The organism is Streptomyces sp. NBC_00523, from assembly GCF_036346615.1.
GTDB lineage: Bacteria > Actinomycetota > Actinomycetes > Streptomycetales > Streptomycetaceae > Streptomyces.
The window spans coordinates 4,807,434-4,826,279 of record NZ_CP107836.1 but is presented as its reverse complement, the minus strand read 5'-3'; the positions used below and the strand labels follow the sequence as shown (position 1 = coordinate 4,826,279).

14 protein-coding genes are annotated in these 18,846 nt (G+C 67.0%); 5 read left to right on the top strand and 9 right to left on the bottom strand.

The window, feature by feature from the left end:
- Positions 1 to 6: 6 nt before the first annotated feature.
- From OHS17_RS22075 to OHS17_RS22065, 3 genes are all read right to left on the bottom strand, one after another.
- Complete coding sequence (locus OHS17_RS22075; protein ID WP_330313564.1) at positions 7 to 981, bottom strand: ABC transporter permease; 975 nt, start codon at positions 979 to 981, stop codon at positions 7 to 9.
- A complete protein-coding gene (locus OHS17_RS22070; RefSeq protein WP_018100853.1) occupies positions 974 to 1,897 on the bottom strand; it encodes an ABC transporter permease in 924 nt (307 codons plus the stop codon). Before OHS17_RS22070 ends, OHS17_RS22075 begins: the two co-directional genes overlap by 8 nt.
- 100 nt (positions 1,898 to 1,997) lie before the next feature.
- Positions 1,998 to 3,629: a peptide ABC transporter substrate-binding protein gene (locus OHS17_RS22065; RefSeq protein ID WP_330313563.1), complete on the bottom strand. Its 1,632-nt coding sequence runs from the start codon at positions 3,627 to 3,629 to the stop codon at positions 1,998 to 2,000.
- Between the two features lie 506 nt (positions 3,630 to 4,135).
- Between OHS17_RS22065 and OHS17_RS22060 the strand changes: the two genes are divergently transcribed.
- From OHS17_RS22060 to OHS17_RS22040, 5 genes are all read left to right on the top strand, one after another.
- Positions 4,136 to 5,164, top strand: a complete 1,029-nt coding sequence (locus tag OHS17_RS22060; RefSeq protein WP_198956986.1) for an ABC transporter permease — start codon at positions 4,136 to 4,138, stop codon at positions 5,162 to 5,164.
- A 74-nt stretch (positions 5,165 to 5,238) separates the two neighbouring features.
- Positions 5,239 to 7,026: an ABC transporter substrate-binding protein gene (locus OHS17_RS22055; protein WP_330313562.1), complete on the top strand. Its 1,788-nt coding sequence runs from the start codon at positions 5,239 to 5,241 to the stop codon at positions 7,024 to 7,026.
- Positions 7,027 to 7,112: 86 nt separating this feature from the next.
- Complete coding sequence (locus tag OHS17_RS22050) at positions 7,113 to 8,093, top strand: ABC transporter permease (RefSeq protein WP_018100857.1); 981 nt, start codon at positions 7,113 to 7,115, stop codon at positions 8,091 to 8,093.
- An 11-nt stretch (positions 8,094 to 8,104) separates the two neighbouring features.
- On the top strand, positions 8,105 to 9,130 hold the full coding sequence (locus OHS17_RS22045) for an ABC transporter ATP-binding protein (protein ID WP_330313561.1): 1,026 nt from the start codon (positions 8,105 to 8,107) through the stop codon (positions 9,128 to 9,130).
- Between the two features lie 26 nt (positions 9,131 to 9,156).
- A complete protein-coding gene (locus OHS17_RS22040) occupies positions 9,157 to 10,287 on the top strand; it encodes an ABC transporter ATP-binding protein (RefSeq protein WP_330313560.1) in 1,131 nt (376 codons plus the stop codon).
- A 198-nt stretch (positions 10,288 to 10,485) separates the two neighbouring features.
- Here the strand turns inward: OHS17_RS22040 and OHS17_RS22035 are convergent, their stop codons facing one another.
- From OHS17_RS22035 to typA, 6 genes are all read right to left on the bottom strand, one after another.
- Positions 10,486 to 11,631: an ABC transporter ATP-binding protein gene (locus OHS17_RS22035; protein WP_330313559.1), complete on the bottom strand. Its 1,146-nt coding sequence runs from the start codon at positions 11,629 to 11,631 to the stop codon at positions 10,486 to 10,488.
- Positions 11,624 to 12,682, bottom strand: a complete 1,059-nt coding sequence (locus OHS17_RS22030) for an ABC transporter ATP-binding protein (protein WP_330313558.1) — start codon at positions 12,680 to 12,682, stop codon at positions 11,624 to 11,626. The genes OHS17_RS22035 and OHS17_RS22030 overlap by 8 nt, the downstream gene beginning before the upstream one ends.
- A 10-nt stretch (positions 12,683 to 12,692) precedes the next feature.
- The gene (locus OHS17_RS22025; RefSeq protein ID WP_018518975.1) at positions 12,693 to 13,640 is read right to left on the bottom strand and encodes an ABC transporter permease; all 948 of its coding nucleotides are present in this window, start codon (positions 13,638 to 13,640) and stop codon (positions 12,693 to 12,695) included.
- Entirely contained in the window at positions 13,633 to 14,565 is a 933-nt protein-coding gene (locus tag OHS17_RS22020) for an ABC transporter permease (RefSeq protein WP_161206940.1), read from the bottom strand. The genes OHS17_RS22025 and OHS17_RS22020 overlap by 8 nt, the downstream gene beginning before the upstream one ends.
- Positions 14,566 to 14,733: 168 nt before the next feature.
- Positions 14,734 to 16,374, bottom strand: coding sequence for a peptide ABC transporter substrate-binding protein (locus OHS17_RS22015; RefSeq protein ID WP_330313557.1), 1,641 nt, complete (start codon positions 16,372 to 16,374; stop codon positions 14,734 to 14,736).
- Positions 16,375 to 16,835: 461 nt separating this feature from the next.
- Positions 16,836 to 18,743: a translational GTPase TypA gene (gene typA / locus OHS17_RS22010; RefSeq protein ID WP_330313556.1), complete on the bottom strand. Its 1,908-nt coding sequence runs from the start codon at positions 18,741 to 18,743 to the stop codon at positions 16,836 to 16,838.
- Between the last annotated feature and the right edge of the window lie 103 nt (positions 18,744 to 18,846).

The window sequence follows — 18,846 nt, the reverse complement described above, 5'->3', positions numbered from 1 at the left end:
GACTCCTCAGCGCAGCTTGGGGTCGAGGGCGTCGCGCACCGCGTCGCCGAGCATGATGAAGGCCAGCACCGTCACCGCCAGCGCGCCGGCGGGCCAGAGGAGCATGTGCGGGGCGTTGCGGATGTACTGGGACGCGGCGGAGATGTCGATGCCCCAGGAGACGGCGGGCGGCTTCAGGCCCACGCCGAGGAACGACAGCGTCGCCTCCAGCGAGATGTACGTGCCCAGCGCGATGGTCGCGACGACGATGACCGGGGCGACGGCGTTCGGCGCGATGTGACGCAGCATCATCCGGCCGTTGGAGGCGCCGAGGGCCCGGGCGGCCTGCACGTAGTCGTTGTGCTTGGCGGTGATGACGGAGCCGCGGGCGATGCGGGCGATCTGCGGCCAGCCGAGCAGGACGATGAAGCCGATCACCGGCCAGACGGTGGAGCTGGTCACCACGGAGAGGAAGACCAGGCCGCCGAGGACGACGGGGATGCCGAAGAAGATGTCGGTGAGCCGGGACAGCAGCGCGTCCCACCAGCCGCCGAAGAACCCCGCGAGGCCGCCGAGGACGCTGCCGATCAGGGCGACGCCGACGGTGGAGCAGATGCCGACGGTGACGGAGTTGCGGGCACCGTAGACGACGCGGGTGTAGACGTCACAGCCCTGTCCGTCGTAGCCGAAGGGGTGGCCGGGCTGGGAGCCCTGCTGGGCCTTGCCGAGGTCGCAGTCGAGCGGGTCGCCGGAGGCGATGAGCTGCGGCCAGATCGAGATGACCACCAGGAACAGGATGATCAGCGCGGAGATGATGAAGACCGGGTTGCGGCGCAGGTCGCGCCAGGCGTCGGACCACAGGCTCTGCGGTTTGGTGTCGGGACCGGTGCCGTCCGGGCCGCCGGGGGTCTTCTCCAGGCTGTCGCCCTCCGCGAGCGCGAGGTCCGTGGGCCCGCCGGCTCCGGCGGCCGAGATCGCCTCGTCCGGTGTCTGCTCAGGCATAGCGGATCCTCGGGTCGAGTACGGCGTAGAGGAGGTCGACGATCAGGTTGGCCGCCAGGAAGACCAGCACCAGGACGGTGACGAAGCCGACCACGGTCTGCGAGTTCTGGCGCAGGATGCCCTGGTAGAGCTGGTAGCCGACGCCGTGGATGTTGAAGATCCGCTCGGTGACGATCGCCCCGCCCATCAGGGCGCCCACGTCCGTACCGATGAAGGTGACGACGGGGATCAGCGAGTTGCGCAGCAGGTGGCGGATGACCACGCGGCGCCGGGGCAGACCCTTGGCGGTCGCGGTGCGGACGTAGTCGGCGCGGGTGTTCTCGGCGATCGAGGTCCGGGTGAGCCGGGTGACGTACGCCAGCGAGACGGAGGCGACCACCAGGCCCGGGATGATCAGCTCGTTCAGGGGGGCCTCGGGCGAGACGGACGGTTTGATGACGCCCCATTCGACGCCCAGGAGCAGCTGGAGCAGCAGACCGGTGACGAAGGTCGGGATGGAGATCACGACCAGCGTCAGGATGAGGACGGCGGTGTCGACGGGCCGGCCCCGGCGCAGCCCCGTGACCACGCCGAGGCTGATGCCGATCACGATCTCGAAGACGATCGCGACGAGGGTGAGGCGGATGGTGATGGGGAAGGCGGTGCCCATCAGCTCGGTGACCTTCTGCCCGTTGAACGCGGTGCCGAAGTCGCCGGTGAAGACGTTGCCCATGTAGGTGAGGTATTGCTGCCACACCGGCTTGTCGAGGCCGAATTCCGTGCGGAGTTGGGCGGCGGTCGCCGGGTCGCACTGGCGGTCGCCGCAGAGACCCGCGATGGGGTCACCCATCACGTTCACCATCAGGAAGATCAACAGCGTGGTGCCGAAGAAGACCGGGATCATCTGCAGCAGCCGCCGGATCACATAACGTCCCATGAAGGGCTCCGGGGGTCGCGGGGGACGGAGGCTGAGGAGTCGGGGGGACGGGGAAGCCGGGCGGCCGGTGCGTCACCGCACGGTCGCCCGGCTCCGTCCCTTACTTGACCTTGATCTGCTCGTACACCGGGACGCTGAACTGGTTCAGCGAGACGTTGGTGACGTTCTCCGAGTAGCCGGCGCTGCCGTTCTGGTACCAGAGCGGGATGACGGGCATCTGCTGGACCATGACCTTCTCGGCGTCCTGGAAGGTGGAGACGGCCTTGGCCTTGTCGGACTCGGCGTTGGCCTTGTCCACGAGGTCGTCGAACTGCTTGTTGTTCCACTTGCCGTCGTTGGACGAGGCGTTGGTGTAGTACACGGGCTGCAGGAAGTTCTGGATGAGCGGGTAGTCCATCTGCCAGCCCGCGCGCCAGGCGCCGTGCAGCTTCTGCTGGGAGACCTGGCTGCGGAAGTCGGCGAAGGTGCCGACGGGGGCGCCCACGCACGCCTTGTTGTTGCCCATGACCTTGTTGATGCTGTTGCAGACGGCGTCGACCCACTCCTTGTGGGAGCCGGTGTCACCGTTGTACGAGATCTTGAGCTGGCCGCCGGGGATGCCGCCGCCGTCCTCGATCATCTTCTTGGCCTCGGCGGCGTTGTACGTGCACTCCTTGCCGCAGAGCCCCTTCTTGAAGCCGCCGTCCGCGCCGAGGACCGGGGAGGTCCAGTCGGAGGCGGGGGTGCGGGTCTTCTGGAAGATCTGGTCGGTGATCTGCGGGCGGTTGATCGCCATCGAGAGGCCCTGGCGGACCTTGACCGCGCCGGCCGTGTTCCAGTTCTTGTCGTAGAACGGGAAGGCGAGGGTCTGGATGATGCCGGCCGGGGTGTTGATGTACCGGTCGCCGAGGTCCGCCTTGACGTTCTTGAGCTGCGAGGCGGGCACGTCGTCCACGAGGTCGAGGTTGCCGGCCGTCAGGTCGGTGTAGGCGGTGTTGTTGTCGGTGTAGACCTTGAGATCGATGCCGCCGTTCTGCGCCTTGTCGTCCCCGGGGTAGTCGTCCCACTTGCGCAGGCTCATCGAGGAGCCCTTGGTGTACTTGTCGATGGTGTACGGACCGTTGCCGATGGGCTTGGACAGCCAGGCGGCGTGGTCGGTGAAGAAGGTCTTGGGGAGCGGCGCGAAGGCCGGGTAGCCGAGGGTGTCGGGCCACAGCGAGAACTTCTGCGACAGCTTGACCGTGAAGGTCTTGTCGTCCACGACCTTGAGGCCGGACAGCTTGGTGGCGGTGGCCTTCCCGGTCTCCGGGTGCACCTTGTCGTAGCCGTCGATGTAGCCGAAGAAGTAGGCGTTCTTCTGGTTGTTCTTCAGGAGGGCGCCGTAGTTCCAGGCATTCACGAAGGAGTTGGCGGTGATCTTCTCGCCGTTGCTGAAGGTCCAGCCGTCCTTCACCGTGACGGTGAAGTTCTGGTTGTCCTTGGACTCGATCTTCTCGGCGAGCATGTTGGTGGCCTCGCCGGTCTTCGGGTCGTACTTCTTCAGACCTCGGAAGACCATGTCAAGGACCTTGCCGCCCTGCACCTCGTTGGTGTTGGCCGGCTCCAGCGGGTTCTGCGGGTCACCCCAGGACGAGCTGACGATCCCGTCGGCGCCACCTCCACCGCCACCGCTGTCGCCCCCGCCGCAGGCCGTCGCCGCCAGGGCGACGGCCGCCGCACATGCGGCCCACTTGACGTGTGTGGCTCCGCGCATGGAGTGCCTCCTCATTGTGCTCCGGCTTACGTGAGGTCAAATATCACCTCAGAACGGGGCGTACGCATATCTACTCCCCCCATTCGGGCAGCGCGGCGCCCGTCCGGGTCCCGGCGAACACGCCCGGACACCGGATTCCGGACGCGTACACGACACCCCACCGGGCGCCCCCACCCCCTCTGACGAGCGGCGAAGCGGTAACGACGGGGCAACGAACCGGCATCGGCCGCATAGCGCCACATCCGGATGTACGAATTCCGAGACAATGCCGCCCGGATATCGGACTCAATGCCCGGATTGCATTGAATTGCAGGCCAATATGCCTTGGAACGGGTAAACGCAAGGCAAAGGACTCGCCATGCAAAGGTCATGAATGAGTCAAGGGGCCAAAGAGCAGACCAAGGCGGCTCGACATTCATTGACCCTGCGTGAATTGCGTTGAAAAAGTCCGGGTAGCCCGTGGGTGTGCCCTGCGGAGTCCTTCGACCCTCCGGGCCAGGAGCACCATGACGATTCCAACCTCGAACGCAGCAGCCCCTCTTGAGGCGGCGGATGTGACGGCGGCCCTTCCGCCCGAGACCGCCTCCGGCAAGGGAGGCGACGGCCGGTCGCCCGGAAAGCTCGCCTGGCGCCGCTTCAAGCGCGACCGCACCGGCGTGATTTCCGCGTATGTGGTCATTTTCTTCTTCGTGGTGGGCATTGCCGCCCCGCTGATCGCGAAGCTGTACGGAAAGGACCCGTACACGACGTACGGGCAGAACGACACCAGCCTGCTGGACGACTTCGGCTCCCCGGTCCTTCCCAACGGCGGCATCAGCGGCGACTTCTGGTTCGGCATCGAGCCCGGCCTCGGCCGGGACGTCTTCACCTTCCTGCTCTACGGCATCCGCAACTCCCTGCTCATCGCCGCCGCCACCACGCTGCTCGTCACCGTGATCGGCATCGCGATCGGCATCACCGCGGGCTACCTCGGGGGCAAGACGGACTACCTGGTCGGCCGGGTCATCGACATCCTGCTGGCCTTCCCGTCCACGCTCTTCTTCATCGCCTTCTGGCCCGTACTGCTCTCGATCCTGGTCGACCCGGAGGAGAACACTCCGGTATGGCTGACCGTGGTCACCCTGATCTCGGTCATGACCGCCTTCGGCTGGGCCTCCATCGCCCGTCTGCTGCGCGGTGAGGTGCTGGCCCTGCGCGAACGCGAGTTCGTGGAGGCCGCCAAGGTCACCGGCGCGTCCCCGGCGCGGATCATCTTCAAGGAACTGCTGCCCAACCTCTGGACGCCGATCCTGATCCAGGCCACGCTCGCGCTGCCCGCGTACGTGACAGCGGAAGCGGGTCTCGCCTTCCTCGGCGTCGGGCTGACCTCACCGACCCCGGACTGGGGCGTGATGATCCAGCGCGGCTCGGACGTCTACCAGAGCGACATCACGTTCATGCTCTTCCCCGGCGCGTCGATGGTGATCTTCGTGATCGCCTTCAACCTCCTCGGCGACTCCGTGCGCGACGCACTGGACCCCAAGACCAAGCGCTGAATCCGCCGTACTCCGGACGGGCGACGGGGCCCACCCGGATCCATCGTTTCTCCACTCGACCAGAGCAGGAAGCCATGTCTCTCTCCCGCAGAAACTTCGTCATCGCCACGTCGGTCGCGGCCGGCGGCACGATGGCGCTCACCGCCTGCAGCAGCGGCAGCTCCACCGCCGGCAAGGGCGACAAGAGCAAGGGCCACGGCGGCGCCGACAAGTACACCGGCTCGGTGGTCGTCGGTACCAAGGAGGACTCCACGGGCGCCGCTCCGGAGATCCCGGGCGCCAAGAAGGGCGGGACGATCCGCGGCATCGCGCCGGACGACTTCTCGCACCTGGACCCGCAGCGCATCTACTTCTCGTGGAACTCCGCGGTCGGTGACCTCTTCATCCGCTGCCTGACCGGCTACAAGATCGCCTCCGACGGCTCGATGAAGCTCGTCGGCGACCTCGCCACCGATGCCGGCACCACCAAGGACGGCGGCAAGACCTGGGCGTTCACGCTCAAGGACGGCCTCAAGTGGGAGGACGGCAAGGAGCTCACCGTCGAGGACGTGCGCCACGGCATCGAGCGCGGCTTCGCCAGCTTCACCACCGAGGGCGCGGGCTACGCCCAGCAGGCGCTCACCGGCACCACCGACTTCCGCGGCAAGTACAAGGGCCCGTTCAGCGGCAAGCACCTCGACTCGGTCGTGGTCGACAAGGCCGCGAAGAGCATCACCTTCAAGCTCTCCGAGGCCCGCCCGGACTTCAACTTCACGCTGGCGATGAGCTCCTACGGCGCTGTCCCGGTCAAGGGCGACAGCAAGGAGAAGTACGACAAGGACCCGGTGTCCTGCGGCCCGTACCGCATCAAGTCGCACTCCGTCGACAAGTCGATGACCCTGGTCCGCAACGAGCACTGGGACCCGAACAACGACGCGATCCGCAACGCGTACCCGGACAGCATCGTCTACGAGTTCGGCCCCGAGTCGCTCCAGGCCACCGACCGTCTGATCGCCGACTCCGGCGACGACCAGTACGCCGTCATGGCGTACAGCGGTGTCCCGGCCGAGCGCATCCAGAAGGTCCTGACCGACCCCGAGCTGAAGAAGCGCACCTTCAACGGTCTGCTCACCGGCATCTACTACTACGCGATCAACACCAAGCGCATCACCGACCTGAAGGTGCGCCAGGCCCTGATCCACGCGTGGCCGCTGGAGCAGATCCGCAAGATCTACGGTGGTCCGTCGGCCGGTGACTACGCCACGTCCATCCTGAGCCCCGACATCATGGGCTACGCCAAGGACGACGTCTACGGCAAGCTGAAGAAGCCGCAGGGCGACCCGGAGAAGGCGAAGGCGCTGCTGAAGGAGGCGGGCAAGGAGGGTCAGAAGATCGTCTACGCCTTCCCGCAGAGCAACACCTACGACAAGACCAAGGTCGTCATCGAGAACGCCCTCAAGGCCGCCGGCTTCGAGCCCGTTCTCAAGCCGCTGGAGTCCACCAGCTACTACGACGGCATCCAGAAGATCGACAACAAGTTCGACGTGATGTGGTTCGGCTGGTCCCCGGACTGGCCGACCGGCTACACCCTGATACAGCCGCTGTTCGACGGCGGCACCATCGCGGACGGCGCGAACAACATCTCGCAGCTGAACGTCGACTGGGTCAACGAGGCCATCAAGAAGAACGTCACCATCGCCGACCCGGCCGAGGCCGGCAAGCAGTGGGCCGCGCTCGACAAGCGGATCATGACGGAGGAGGCGCCGATCATCCCCGAGACGTTCCAGCGCCGCTTCTACCTGTACGGCTCGAAGGTCGGCGGGGCCATGTTCCACCCGCAGTACTCCTCGGCCATCTTCTACAAGCTCTTCGTGAAGGCGTAGCCGACACCCCCCGAGGCGGGGCGCCCCCGCGGCGCCCCGCCCGCTCCCCTCCCCCTCGTCGGCGTCTGCCAGGGAAATCCATCGCCATGTTCCGCTTCCTCATCCGCCGGGCAATCGGCGCACTGGTCATCCTGCTGATCATCAGTGCCATCACCTTCGTCCTCTTCTACGTCGCGCCCCGCGACCCTGCTCGCGCGGCCTGCGGCAAGATCTGCACGCCGGAGACGCTGGCGCTGGTCAAGCAGAACCTCGGCATCGCCGACCCGCTGCCCGTGCAGTACTGGCACTGGCTGGAGGGCGTGTTCGTCGGACGCGACTACAGCTCGTTCGGCCACTGCCCCGCGCCGTGCCTGGGCTACTCGTTCCGCAACCGCGAGCCGGTCCTCGCCACCATCATGGACCGCCTCCCCACGACGCTCTCCCTCTCCGTCGGCAGCGCAGTCGTCTTCGTGCTCTTCGGTGTGGGCACCGGCATGCTGGCCGCCGTGAAGCAGGGCAAGGCGCTGGACAAGGTCGCCTCCTCGGCGTCCCTGATCGGCTCCTCGATGCAGATCTACATCGTCGGCGTAGTCGCCATGTACTACCTCAGCGACCAGTGGCACATCCTCAGCCGCCCCAAGGACGTCGCGTTCACCCAGGACCCGGCCGGCTGGTTCGCCGGACTGCTGCTGCCCTGGATGGTGCTGGCGCTGATCTTCACCGCCAACTACACGCGTATGACCCGCTCCCAGCTCGTGGAGACGATGAGCGAGGACTACGTCCGCACCGCCCGTGCCAAGGGCCTGTCCCGGCGCACCGTGTTCTTCCGGTTCGCCTGGCGCGGCGCGATGGGCCCGATCGTCACCATCTTCGGACTCGACCTCGGACTGCTGCTCGGCGGCGCGATCATCACCGAGAAGACCTTCGGTCTGCACGGCATCGGCGCCCTGTCGATCAAGGCGGTCTACGACAACGACCTGCCGATGATCCTCGGCGTCGTCCTGGTCGCGGCGGCGGCGATCGTCCTCTTCAACATCATCGTCGACGCCGTCTACGCCCTCATCGACCCACGCGTCCGCCTCGCCTAGGGAGAGACCCCATGAGCACCCCCTTCCTCTCCGTACGCGACCTGCGCGTGCACTTCTCCAGCGAAGACGGCATGGTCAAGGCCGTCGACGGGCTCTCCTTCGACCTGGAGCGCGGCAAGACCCTCGGCATCGTCGGCGAGTCCGGCTCCGGCAAGTCCGTCACCAACCTGGCGATCCTCGGCCTGCACCACCCCGACCACACCGAGATCGAGGGCGAGATCCTGCTCGACGGGCAGGACCTGCTGTCCGCCTCCGAGCGGGAACTGGAGCGGCTGCGCGGCAACAAGATGGCCATGGTCTTCCAGGACGCCCTGGCCTCCCTGTCGCCGTACCACACGATCGGCAAGCAGATCGGCGAGACGTTCCGCAAGCACACCGGCGCCTCCAAGCAGGAGGCCCGGGCGCGGTCGATCGAGATGCTCACCAAGGTGGGCATCCCGCAGCCGAACCTGCGCGTGGACGACTTCCCGCACCAGTTCTCCGGCGGTATGCGCCAGCGCGCGATGATCGCCATGTCGCTGGTCTGCGACCCCGCGCTGCTGATCGCGGACGAGCCGACGACCGCGCTGGACGTCACCGTGCAGGCCCAGATCATGGACCTGCTCAAGGACCTCCAGCAGGAGTTCGGCACCTCGATCATCTTCATCACCCACGACCTGGGCGTCATCGCCGACATCGCGGACGACGTCCTCGTGATGTACGGCGGTCGCTGTGTGGAGCGGGGTACGAAGAAGGAGGTGCTGCGCACGCCCCAGCACCCGTACACCTGGGGGCTGCTGGGCTCGATGCCCACCCTCGAAGGCCCGGTGGACGTGCCGCTCTCGCCGATCCCGGGTACCCCGCCGAGCCTCCTCAACCCGCCGACCGGCTGCCGCTTCCACCCGCGGTGCTCGTTCACCGAACAGGTCGGCGGCGACCGCTGCTCGGCCCAGCAGCCTCCGCTGGACCTGGTGTCCGGGCGCGGGGCGGCCTGCCACCTGACCCCGGAGCAGCGCGTGGAGTTCTTCACCGACTTCGCCGGCACCCGGGCCAACTGACGTACAAGAGACGGGACTTTCCCACCATGAGCAGCACCGATCCCCTCCTGGACGTCTCCGGACTCACCAAGCACTTCCCGATCAAGGGCGGCTTCCCGATCCGGCGGACCGTCGGGGCCGTCCAGGCCGTGGACGGACTGGACTTCACCGTCGCCGAGGGCGAGAGCCTGGGCCTGGTCGGTGAGTCCGGCTGCGGCAAGTCGACCACGGGCCGGCTGGTCACCCGGCTCCTCGAACCGACCGCGGGCCGGATCACCTACCGCGGGCAGGACATCACGCACGCCGGGCGCAAGCAGCTGGCGCCGGTCCGCTCCGAGATCCAGATGATCTTCCAGGACCCGTACGCCTCGCTGAACCCGCGCCAGACGGTCGGCAAGATCGTGTCGGCGCCGATGGAGGTCAACGGCATCGAGCCGCCCGGCGGCCGCGAGGCCCGGGTGCGGGAGCTGCTGGAGACGGTCGGGCTCAACCCGGAGCACTACAACCGCTTCCCGCACGAGTTCTCCGGCGGTCAGCGCCAGCGCATCGGGGTCGCCCGCGCGCTGGCCCTGGAGCCGAAGCTGATCGTGGCGGACGAGCCGGTGTCGGCGCTGGACGTGTCGATCCAGGCGCAGGTGGTCAACCTGCTGCAGAAGCTCCAGAAGGAGCTGGGGATCGCCTTCCTGTTCATCGCCCACGACCTGGCGGTCGTACGGCACTTCTCGCAGCGCGTGGCCGTGATGTACCTCGGCCGGATCGTGGAGATCGCGGACCGCGACGACCTGTACGGGAATCCGCGCCACCCCTACACCCGGGCACTGCTCTCCGCCGTGCCCGAGGCCACCGCGGACGACACCCCGGCCCGTGACCGCATCCGGCTCACCGGTGACGTCCCGTCCCCCGTCAACCCGCCCTCGGGCTGCCGCTTCCGCACCCGCTGCTGGAAGGCGACGGACAAGTGCGCGAGCGAGGCGCCTCCGCTGGTCCGGGTCTCCGGCAGCCGTGAGGGCCACCTGACGGCCTGCCACTACCCGGAGGACACCCAGTCGGTGGCCGCCGTCCCGCAGGCCCGTACGGCGGACGCGAGGCCCGCCAAGAGCCTCGGCACGAACGACGCGAAGCCCGCCAGGAGCCTGGAGAAGGACGGCGGGTCCGAAGGCCGCGAGGCGCGAGGCTGACACCCCTCGCCTCGGCCCCGGGGCCGTACGCCCGGCGCGGGACCCGACCGGTCCCCGCCCGCCGTACGGCTCCGGCCGGGGGAACCGGGCACGCAACGGCCCATTGACCCGAGCACCCTGCGAGCCCGGTTCCCGGTACACGGGAAAGGCGCCCCGGAACCGATCGGTTCCGGGGCGCCTTTTGTTGTGCGCGCGGTGTTACGAGGCCGCGTGCACCACATCCTTCTCCTCCGCGAAGTGGCAGGCCGACTCGTGGGCGGCCGGCGTCTTCGCGGTCTTGAAGCGCTCGGGGACCGCGAGGAGCGGCACCTCGGTGGCGCACTTGTCCTGGGCCTTCCAGCAGCGGGTGCGGAAGCGGCAGCCCGACGGCGGGTTGGCCGGCGAGGGGACGTCACCGGAGAGGATGATCCGCTCGCGGCCCTCGCGGGCCTCCGGGTCGGGGACCGGGACGGCCGACAGCAGCGCCTGGGTGTAGGGGTGCGTCGGGTGGTCGTAGATCTGGACGTCCGTACCGATCTCGGCCATCTTGCCGAGGTACATGACGCCGACCCGGTCCGAGATGTGCCGGACGATCGACAGGTCGTGCGCGATGAAGAGGTAGGACAGGTTGAACTCGTCCTGGAGCTTCTCCATCAGGTTGACGACCTGCGCCTGCACCGACACGTCGAGCGCGGAGACCGGCTCGTCGCAGATGATGATCTCCGGGTTGAGCGCGAGGCCGCGGGCGATGCCGATGCGCTGGCGCTGACCGCCGGAGAACTGGTGCGGGTACCGGTTGATGTACTCCGGGTTGAGGCCCACCACGTCCAGGAGCTCCTGGACCCTGCGCCGCCGGTCGCCCTTGGGGGCCACCTCGGGGTGGATCTCGTACGTCTCGCCGATGATGTCGCCCACCGTCATACGGGGGTTGAGCGAGGTGTACGGGTCCTGGAACACCATCTGGATGTTGCGGCGGACGGCCTTCAGCGCGCGGCCGGACAGCTTGGTGATGTCCTGGCCCTTGTAGAAGACCTCGCCGGCGGTGGCCCGCTCCAGCGTCATCAGCAGCTTGGCGACGGTGGACTTGCCACAGCCGGACTCGCCGACGATGCCCAGCGTCTCGCCCGCGTACAGGTCGAACGAGATGCCGTCGACGGCCTTGACGGCGCCGACCTGCTTCTTGAAGAGGATGCCCTGCGTCAGCGGGAAGTGCTTGACGAGGTTGCGCACCTGGAGGATCGGCTCCCCCTGCGACACGGGCGCGTCGATGGCGGCTACGGCCTCCGCCTCGCTCGCCGCGTCGACGGTCTCCACGTCGGAGACGTTGGGGGTGGCGTCCACGGACTCCTTCGAGATGTCAGCCATGGATCGTCTCCTTCCAGAAGTGACAGGCGCTGCGGCGGCCGGCCAGCTCGGTGCCGTCCTGCTCGGTCACCGCGTGGAGCGGCGGGATGTCCGAACGGCAGATGTCCTGGGCCATGGTGCAGCGCGGGTTGAAGGCGCAGCCCGACGGCACGTGCAGCAGGTTGGGCGGCAGGCCCTTGATCGCGAAGAGCTCCTGGCCCTTCTGGTCCAGGCGCGGGATCGAGGCCAGCAGACCCTTGGTGTACGGGTGCGCGGGGCGCTTGTAGATCTCGTGCACCGGGGCGGTCTCGACGATCCGGCCCGCGTACATCACGGCGATCTTGTCGGCGACGTCCGCGACGACACCCAGGTCGTGGGTGATCAGGATCAGGCCCATGTTGTACTCGCGCTGGAGCTCCGCGAGCAGGTCCATCACCTGGGCCTGGACGGTCACGTCGAGCGCGGTGGTCGGCTCGTCCGCGATGATCAGGTCCGGCTCCAGGGCGAGCGCCATCGCGATCATGATGCGCTGGCGCATACCGCCGGAGAACTGGTGCGGGTAGTCCGAGATCCGGGCCGCGGCGGCCGGGATCTTCACCTGGTCCATCAGCTCGATGGCCTTGGCGCGGGCTTCCTTCTTGGACAGGCCCTGGTGGACCCGGAACATCTCGCCGAGCTGGTAGCCGACGGTGAGGACCGGGTTCAGCGAGGACAGCGCGTCCTGGAAGATCATGGCGATCTTCTGGCCGCGGATCTTCCGACGCTCCTCGTTGGACATCTTGAGCATGTCCTGGCCGCGGAAGAGGATCTCGCCCTGCGGGATCCTGCCGGGCGGCATGTCGAGGATGCCCATGATGGCCTGCGCCGTCACGGACTTGCCGGAACCGGACTCGCCCAGGACGGCGAGGGTCTCGCCGGCGTCCACGCTGTAGTTGACCCCGTTGACCGCCTTGGCCACACCGTCGCGGGTGTGGAACTCCACGTGCAGGTCACGGACTTCGAGCAGGGGACCGACGTGGTCGTCACCCCGGCGTGCGGACGGGACTTCGGCGGTCTTGTTGATGGTGGCCACGTTCGCCCTCCTATCGCGACTTCGGATCGAGGGCGTTGCGGACGGCTTCGCCGAGCATGATGAACGCCAGAACGGTGATGCTGAGCATGATCGACGGGTAGATCAGGATGTGCTGGGCCACCCGGATCTGGTTCGAGCCCGTCGAGATGTCGATGCCCCACGAGATGGTCGGGTCGGCGAGACCCAGGCCCAGGTACGACAGGGTCGCCTCGGCCGAGATGTACACACCCAGCGAGATGGTGGCGACGACGATCACCGGCGCCATCACGTTCGGCAGGATGTGCCGGAACATGATCCGGGTGGTGCTCGCACCGAGCGCCCGGGCCGCCTGGACGTAGTCGGCCTCCTTGACGGTCATCACCGCGCCACGCATGACACGGGCGATCTGCGTCCAGCCGAGGAACGCCAGGGCGAGCACGACGACCCACACCTTGCGCTCGCTGAAGGACTGGAGCACGACCATCGCGCCGAGCAGGAAGGGCAGGCCCAGGAAGATGTTGGTGAAGCCGGAGAGGATCGCGTCGACCCAGCCGCCGAAGAAACCGGACAGCATGCCGATGAGGCCGCCGAACACGGTCACCAGCACGGTGACGCAGACGCCGACGGTGATCGAGGCGCGGGTGCCGTAGATGACGCGGGCGTAGACGCTGCGGCCCTGCCCGTCGTATCCCAGCCAGCCCTCCGAGCCGATCTTGCTCAGCTCGGGCTTCTTCAGGAAGTGCTTCCCGAGGTCCGCGTGGGTCGCCGAGGCCCCGGTGAACAGGCCGGGGAAGACGGCTATCACCAGGAGGATGACGATGAGGACGGACGACACCAGGAAGTACGGGTTGCGACGCAGGTCGGCCCAGGCGTCGCCCCACAGGCTGCGCGCCTTGGCGGCCTTGACCACGGAGGTCGGGTCCGTGACGGGGCCGTGGATGTCCTCGGGCGCGGGTGCGGTCTTGGTCACGTCAGGCATAACGGATCCTCGGGTCCAGGACCGCGTACAGCAGGTCGACGATCAGGGTCATGAACAGGTAGACGAGCACCAGGATGGTGACGAGGCCCACCAGGGTGGTGCCTTCACGCCGGGTGATCGACTCGACGATGGTGCCGCCGATGCCCTTGACGTTGAAGACGGACTCGGTGACGACCGCACCGCCCATCAGGGCGCCCAGGTCGGTGCCCAGGAAGGTGATGACGGGAATCATCGAGTTGCGCATCAGGTGCACACCGATGATGCGGCGCTTGGGAAGCCCCTTGGCGACGGCCGTACGCATGTAGTCGGACCGCAGGTTCTCGGCCATCGTCGTACGGGTCAGCCGGGCCACGTACGCGAGGGAGAGCGAGCCGAGCACGATGGCCGGGGTCAGTAGCTCGCTCCAGGTCGCCTCGTTCGAGACGTTGGGCGAGATCAGCCCCAGCTGGTCGGCGAAGACGGACTTCACGATGTGCGCCAGCACGAAGACGGGGATCGAGATGATCAGCAGCGTCAGGATCAGCACCACGTTGTCGGCCAGCCGGCCGGCCCGCAGACCTGCGACCATGCCCAGGCCGATGCCGAGGATGATCTCGATGACGAACGCCATGCCCGCCAGTCGCAGGGTGACCGGGAAGGCGTCGCCGAGCACGTCGGTGACGGGGCGTCCACTGGCTATCTGGTTGCCGAAGTCCCCATGAAAGACCATGCCCTTCATGTAGTCCCAGTACTGCACCAGAATCGGCTGGTCCAGTCCGAGCTTGTGCCGCATCGCTTCCAGAGTGGCCGGATCGGCACCCTTGTCCCCGAAGAGCCCGCGCACGGGGTCGCCGGGCAGCGTGTAGACCATCAGGAAGATCAGCAGCGTTGTCCCGAGGAAGACCGGGATCATCTGGAGCAGTCGTCGTGCGACATAGCGCCCCATCATGCCTCCATGTAATAGGCGGCGGCAGCCGACGGGCCCTCCCCCGCACCGACTACCCCTGAGGGTGAATCGGTTGCGTGGAAGGGCCCCCCGGCCACTGCGTGCGGCAGGCGCGGGACCGTCCTTCTGTGCCGGTCCCGCGCGTGCGCGCGGACTACGTCGGTGTGATTACTTCTTGACTTCGATCTGCGTCAGGATCGGGTCGCCGTCCTGGGCGTAGTCGACGTTCTGGACCTTCTCCGAGTAGCCGGCGTTGACCTTGTAGTACCAGAGCGGGATGGAGGGCATGTAGTTCACCAGCTCCTTCTCGATCTTCTGGTAAGCGGCGACGGAGTCCTCGAGGGAGGCGGCGGAGTCGGCCTTCTTGATCTCCGCGTCCAGGCCCTTGTTGGAGAAGTCGCCCTGGTTGCCCGCGGCGCCGGTACGGAACAGGTCCGAGATGAAGTTGGCGTTCACCGGGTAGTCGAGCACCCAGCCGGAGCGGTACAGGGACTTGACCTGCTTGTCGTCACGCGCGTTGGTGTCGGCCTGGAAGTCGGCCTTCGAGTCACCGGTGCACTTGACGCCGGTCGACTGCGTGATGCTGTTGCAGACCGCCTCGACCCATTCCTTGTGGCCGCCGTCGGCGTTGAACTGGATCGAGATCTTGTTGCCCGGGACGCCGCCGCCGTCCTTGATGAGCTGCTTGGCCTTGGCGGGGTCGTACTTGGTGACGTCACCGGTGGCGTTCGGCTGGTAGCCGAGCACACCCTTGGCGACCCAGCCGGTGGCGGGCTCGCGGGTGCCCTGGAGCACGGTCTTGGTGATCGTGTCGCGGTCGATGCCCATCGACAGGCCCTGGAGGACCTTCGGGTCGATGTTCTTCCACTGGTCGGTGTAGAAGGCGACGGCGATCGTCTGGATGGCGGAGTACGCCTTGTCCACGGCGCGGTCACCGAGGTCGGACCGGTAGACCGGGAGGTCCTTCGGGCCGATCTGGCGGAGCACGTCGACGTTGCCGGACTTCAGGTCCTCGTACGCGGTTTCGAGGGTGGTGTAGTTCTTGAAGATCACACCACCGTTCTTCGCCTTGTCGAGACCCTTGTAGTCGTCGTTGCGGACGACCTTGATCTGCTTCTTGTGGTCCCAGCTGACGAACTTGTACGCGCCGTTGCCGACCGGCTTCTCACCGGCGGCCTTCGGGTCCGCGTAGAAGGACTCGGGCAGCGGCGAGAAGACCGTGTAGCCGAGCTTGTACGAGAAGTACGGCAGCGGGGCGTTGAGCTCGATGGTGAACGTGTAGTCGTCCACCTTCTTCAGACCGGACATGGTGTCCGACTTCGGCTTGGCCTTCGCGTCCTCGGGGTGGACGTCCGCGTAGCCCTTGATGTCGCCGAACCAGGACGCGTTGGTCTGGTCGTTCTTGATGTTGGCGGCCCAGTTCCAGGCCTTGATGTAGGACTCGGCCGTGACGGGGGTGCCGTCGTGGAACTTCCAGTCCTTCTTGAGCTTGACCGTCCAGAGCTTGGAGTCCTTGGTGTCGACGGACTCGGCGTTGATCATCTCAAGCTTGCCGGAGGCGTCGTAGTCCACCAGCTGCGAGAAGATCGCGTCGGTGACGATGCTGCCGTTCGACTCCATCGTGTTGGCCGGCTGCAGCGGGTTCTGCGGCTCACCGACCTCGACGGAGAAGATGCCGTCCGGGTTCACCGCGCCCTTGGCGGTCTTGCTGCCCTTGTCGGCATCGTCGTCGCCGCCACCACAGGCAGTCGCAGCCAGGGCGATGATGGCCGCTCCCGCGACCCACTTGGCGCTCTTGGCACCACGCATGGGTTTCCTCCTCATGAGTCCACTTTTGACTACAAGAAGGGCACTGGGTTGATACACCGACACCCCTGACGGTGATCGTTTCAGTGCCCTTAGTGTGCTCGTGAGTCGGCGCACTCCCCACGGTGCGTGACCCATTGACCCGAGCTCAATGGAGCCAACTATTAAGTACGACTGGGCTGTAAACCACACTTAAAGGGTCTCGGTTTGACAACATCCGACCCTTGCGCGGACCAAAATCCGGACAAAGCGATCCCAGACAGACACCCCCGAAACGGACTGTTAACACATGTTTCGGAGAGCAACCTCCGATAATCGGACACATTTGTCTCACATGCTGGTCAGGCAAGCCTAAAACCGGTTGACCATGACCGAGGGCCCCCACAGTGTCTGTGAGGGCCCTGGGCTACGGCAATGCCTTGCGCTGACGGATCGTCGGCCGGAAATCGCCTACCGGCGCCGGCTCAGCCGTGCTTGGCGCGCGACGCGCTGCGGTTGCGCTCCTTCTGGTCGAGGACGACCTTGCGGATGCGGACGGCCTCCGGGGTCACCTCGACGCACTCGTCGTCGCGGCAGAACTCCAGGGACTGCTCCAGCGAGAGCTTGCGCGGCGGGACGATCGCCTCGAAGGAGTCGGCCGACGAGGACCGCATGTTCGTGAGCTTCTTCTCCTTGGTGATGTTCACGTCCATGTCGTCGGCGCGGGAGTTCTCGCCGACGATCATGCCCTCGTACACCTCGGTGCCGGGGTCGGTGAACAGCACGCCGCGCTCCTGGAGGTTCGTCATCGCGAAGGCGGTGACGGCACCGGCGCGGTCGGCGACCAGCGAACCGTTGTTACGGGTCGTCAGGGTGCCGAACCACGGCTCGTGGCCCTCGTGGATGGAGTGCGCGATACCCGTACCGCGGGTGTTCGTCAGGAACTCCGTACGGAAGCCGATGAGGCCGCGGGACGGGACGACGAACTCCATGCGGACCCAGCCGGAACCGTGGTTCGACATGTTGTCCATGCGGCCCTTGCGGATGCCCATGAGCTGCGTGACGGCGCCCATGTGCTCCTCGGGCACGTCGATCGTCATGCGCTCGACGGGCTCGTGGGTCTTGCCGTCGACGTCCTTGGTGACCACCTGGGGCTTGCCGATGGTCATCTCGAAGCCCTCGCGGCGCATCTGCTCGACCAGGATGGCCAGCGCCAGCTCACCGCGGCCCTGCACCTCCCAGGCGTCGGGGCGCTCGGTGTCCAGGACGCGCAGCGAGACGTTACCGATCAGCTCGCGGTCCAGGCGGTCCTTGACCTGGCGGGCGGTGACCTTGCGGTCCTTGACCGCGGCCTTGGCGTCCGCGCCCTTGCCGGTGCCGCCCCGGCCGACGAGCGGCGAGGTGTTGGTGCCGATGGTCATCGAGATCGCGGGCTCGTCCACCGTGATCAGGGGCAGCGCGACCGGGTTCTCCGGGTCGGCGAGCGTCTCACCGATCATGATCTCCGGGATGCCGGCGACGGCGCAGATGTCACCGGGGCCGGCCACCTCGGCGGGCTTGCGGGTGAGCGCCTCGGTCATCATCAGCTCGGTGATGCGCACGTTCTGGATCGAGCCGTCGCGCTTGATCCAGGCGACGGTCTGGCCCTTGCGCAGCTCGCCCTCCTCGACGCGGAGGAGCGCGATGCGGCCGAGGAAGTTGTCGGCGTCGAGGTTGGTGACGTGGGCCTGGAGCGGCGCGTCCTCCTCGTACGTCGGGGCCGGGACGTGCTCCAGGATCGCGGAGAAGAACGGCTCCAGGCTGGTGGAGTCCGCCGGGACGGTGCCGTCCTCCGGCTTCGTCAGCGAGGCGATGCCGTCACGGCCGCACGCGTAGACGATCGGGAACTCGATCTGCTCCTCGTCCGCGTCCAGGTCGAGGAAGAGGTCGTAGGTCTCGTTGACGACCTCGTCGATCCGGGAGTCGGGGCGGTCCGTCTTGTTGATGCACAGGATGACGGGCAGCCGCTGCTGGAGCGCCTTGCGCAGCACGAAGCGGGTCTGCGGGAGCGGGCCCTCTGAGGCGTCGACCAGAAGCACGACCGCGTCCACCATCGACAGGCCGCGCTCGACCTCGCCACCGAAGTCGGCGTGGCCGGGGGTGTCGATGATGTTGATGGTGATGACGTCGCCGCCATCCTTGGGGTGGTACTTCACGGCCGTGTTCTTGGCCAGGATCGTGATGCCCTTCTCACGCTCCAGGTCGTTCGAGTCCATCATGCGGTCGTCGAGCGACTCGGCGGCGTGCGCGGCGAAGGAGCCGGCCTGCTTGAGCATGGCATCGACGATGGTCGTCTTGCCGTGGTCGACGTGGGCGACGATGGCTACGTTACGGATGTCGTGGCGCGTGGGCATGGTGTGGCTTGCGCTTCTCTCGGATCGGGGATTCAGGCGCCTGGGTCGGTCTTGAGTCCTCGTACGCCCGCCGGGCGGACGCGCCACGGCTACTCCCATGGTA

Coding starts and splice junctions, on each gene's coding strand:
- OHS17_RS22035 (WP_330313559.1), bottom strand. CDS start 11,631: ATGGCTGACATCTCGAAGGAGTCCGTGGACGCCACCCCCAACGTCTCC.
- OHS17_RS22015 (WP_330313557.1), bottom strand. CDS start 16,374: ATGCGTGGTGCCAAGAGCGCCAAGTGGGTCGCGGGAGCGGCCATCATC.
- OHS17_RS22040 (WP_330313560.1), top strand. CDS start 9,157: ATGAGCAGCACCGATCCCCTCCTGGACGTCTCCGGACTCACCAAGCAC.
- OHS17_RS22020 (WP_161206940.1), bottom strand. CDS start 14,565: ATGGGGCGCTATGTCGCACGACGACTGCTCCAGATGATCCCGGTCTTC.
- OHS17_RS22070 (WP_018100853.1), bottom strand. CDS start 1,897: ATGGGACGTTATGTGATCCGGCGGCTGCTGCAGATGATCCCGGTCTTC.
- OHS17_RS22025 (WP_018518975.1), bottom strand. CDS start 13,640: ATGCCTGACGTGACCAAGACCGCACCCGCGCCCGAGGACATCCACGGC.
- OHS17_RS22075 (WP_330313564.1), bottom strand. CDS start 981: ATGCCTGAGCAGACACCGGACGAGGCGATCTCGGCCGCCGGAGCCGGC.
- OHS17_RS22045 (WP_330313561.1), top strand. CDS start 8,105: ATGAGCACCCCCTTCCTCTCCGTACGCGACCTGCGCGTGCACTTCTCC.
- OHS17_RS22065 (WP_330313563.1), bottom strand. CDS start 3,629: ATGCGCGGAGCCACACACGTCAAGTGGGCCGCATGTGCGGCGGCCGTC.
- typA (WP_330313556.1), bottom strand. CDS start 18,743: ATGCCCACGCGCCACGACATCCGTAACGTAGCCATCGTCGCCCACGTC.
- OHS17_RS22055 (WP_330313562.1), top strand. CDS start 5,239: ATGTCTCTCTCCCGCAGAAACTTCGTCATCGCCACGTCGGTCGCGGCC.
- OHS17_RS22060 (WP_198956986.1), top strand. CDS start 4,136: ATGACGATTCCAACCTCGAACGCAGCAGCCCCTCTTGAGGCGGCGGAT.
- OHS17_RS22050 (WP_018100857.1), top strand. CDS start 7,113: ATGTTCCGCTTCCTCATCCGCCGGGCAATCGGCGCACTGGTCATCCTG.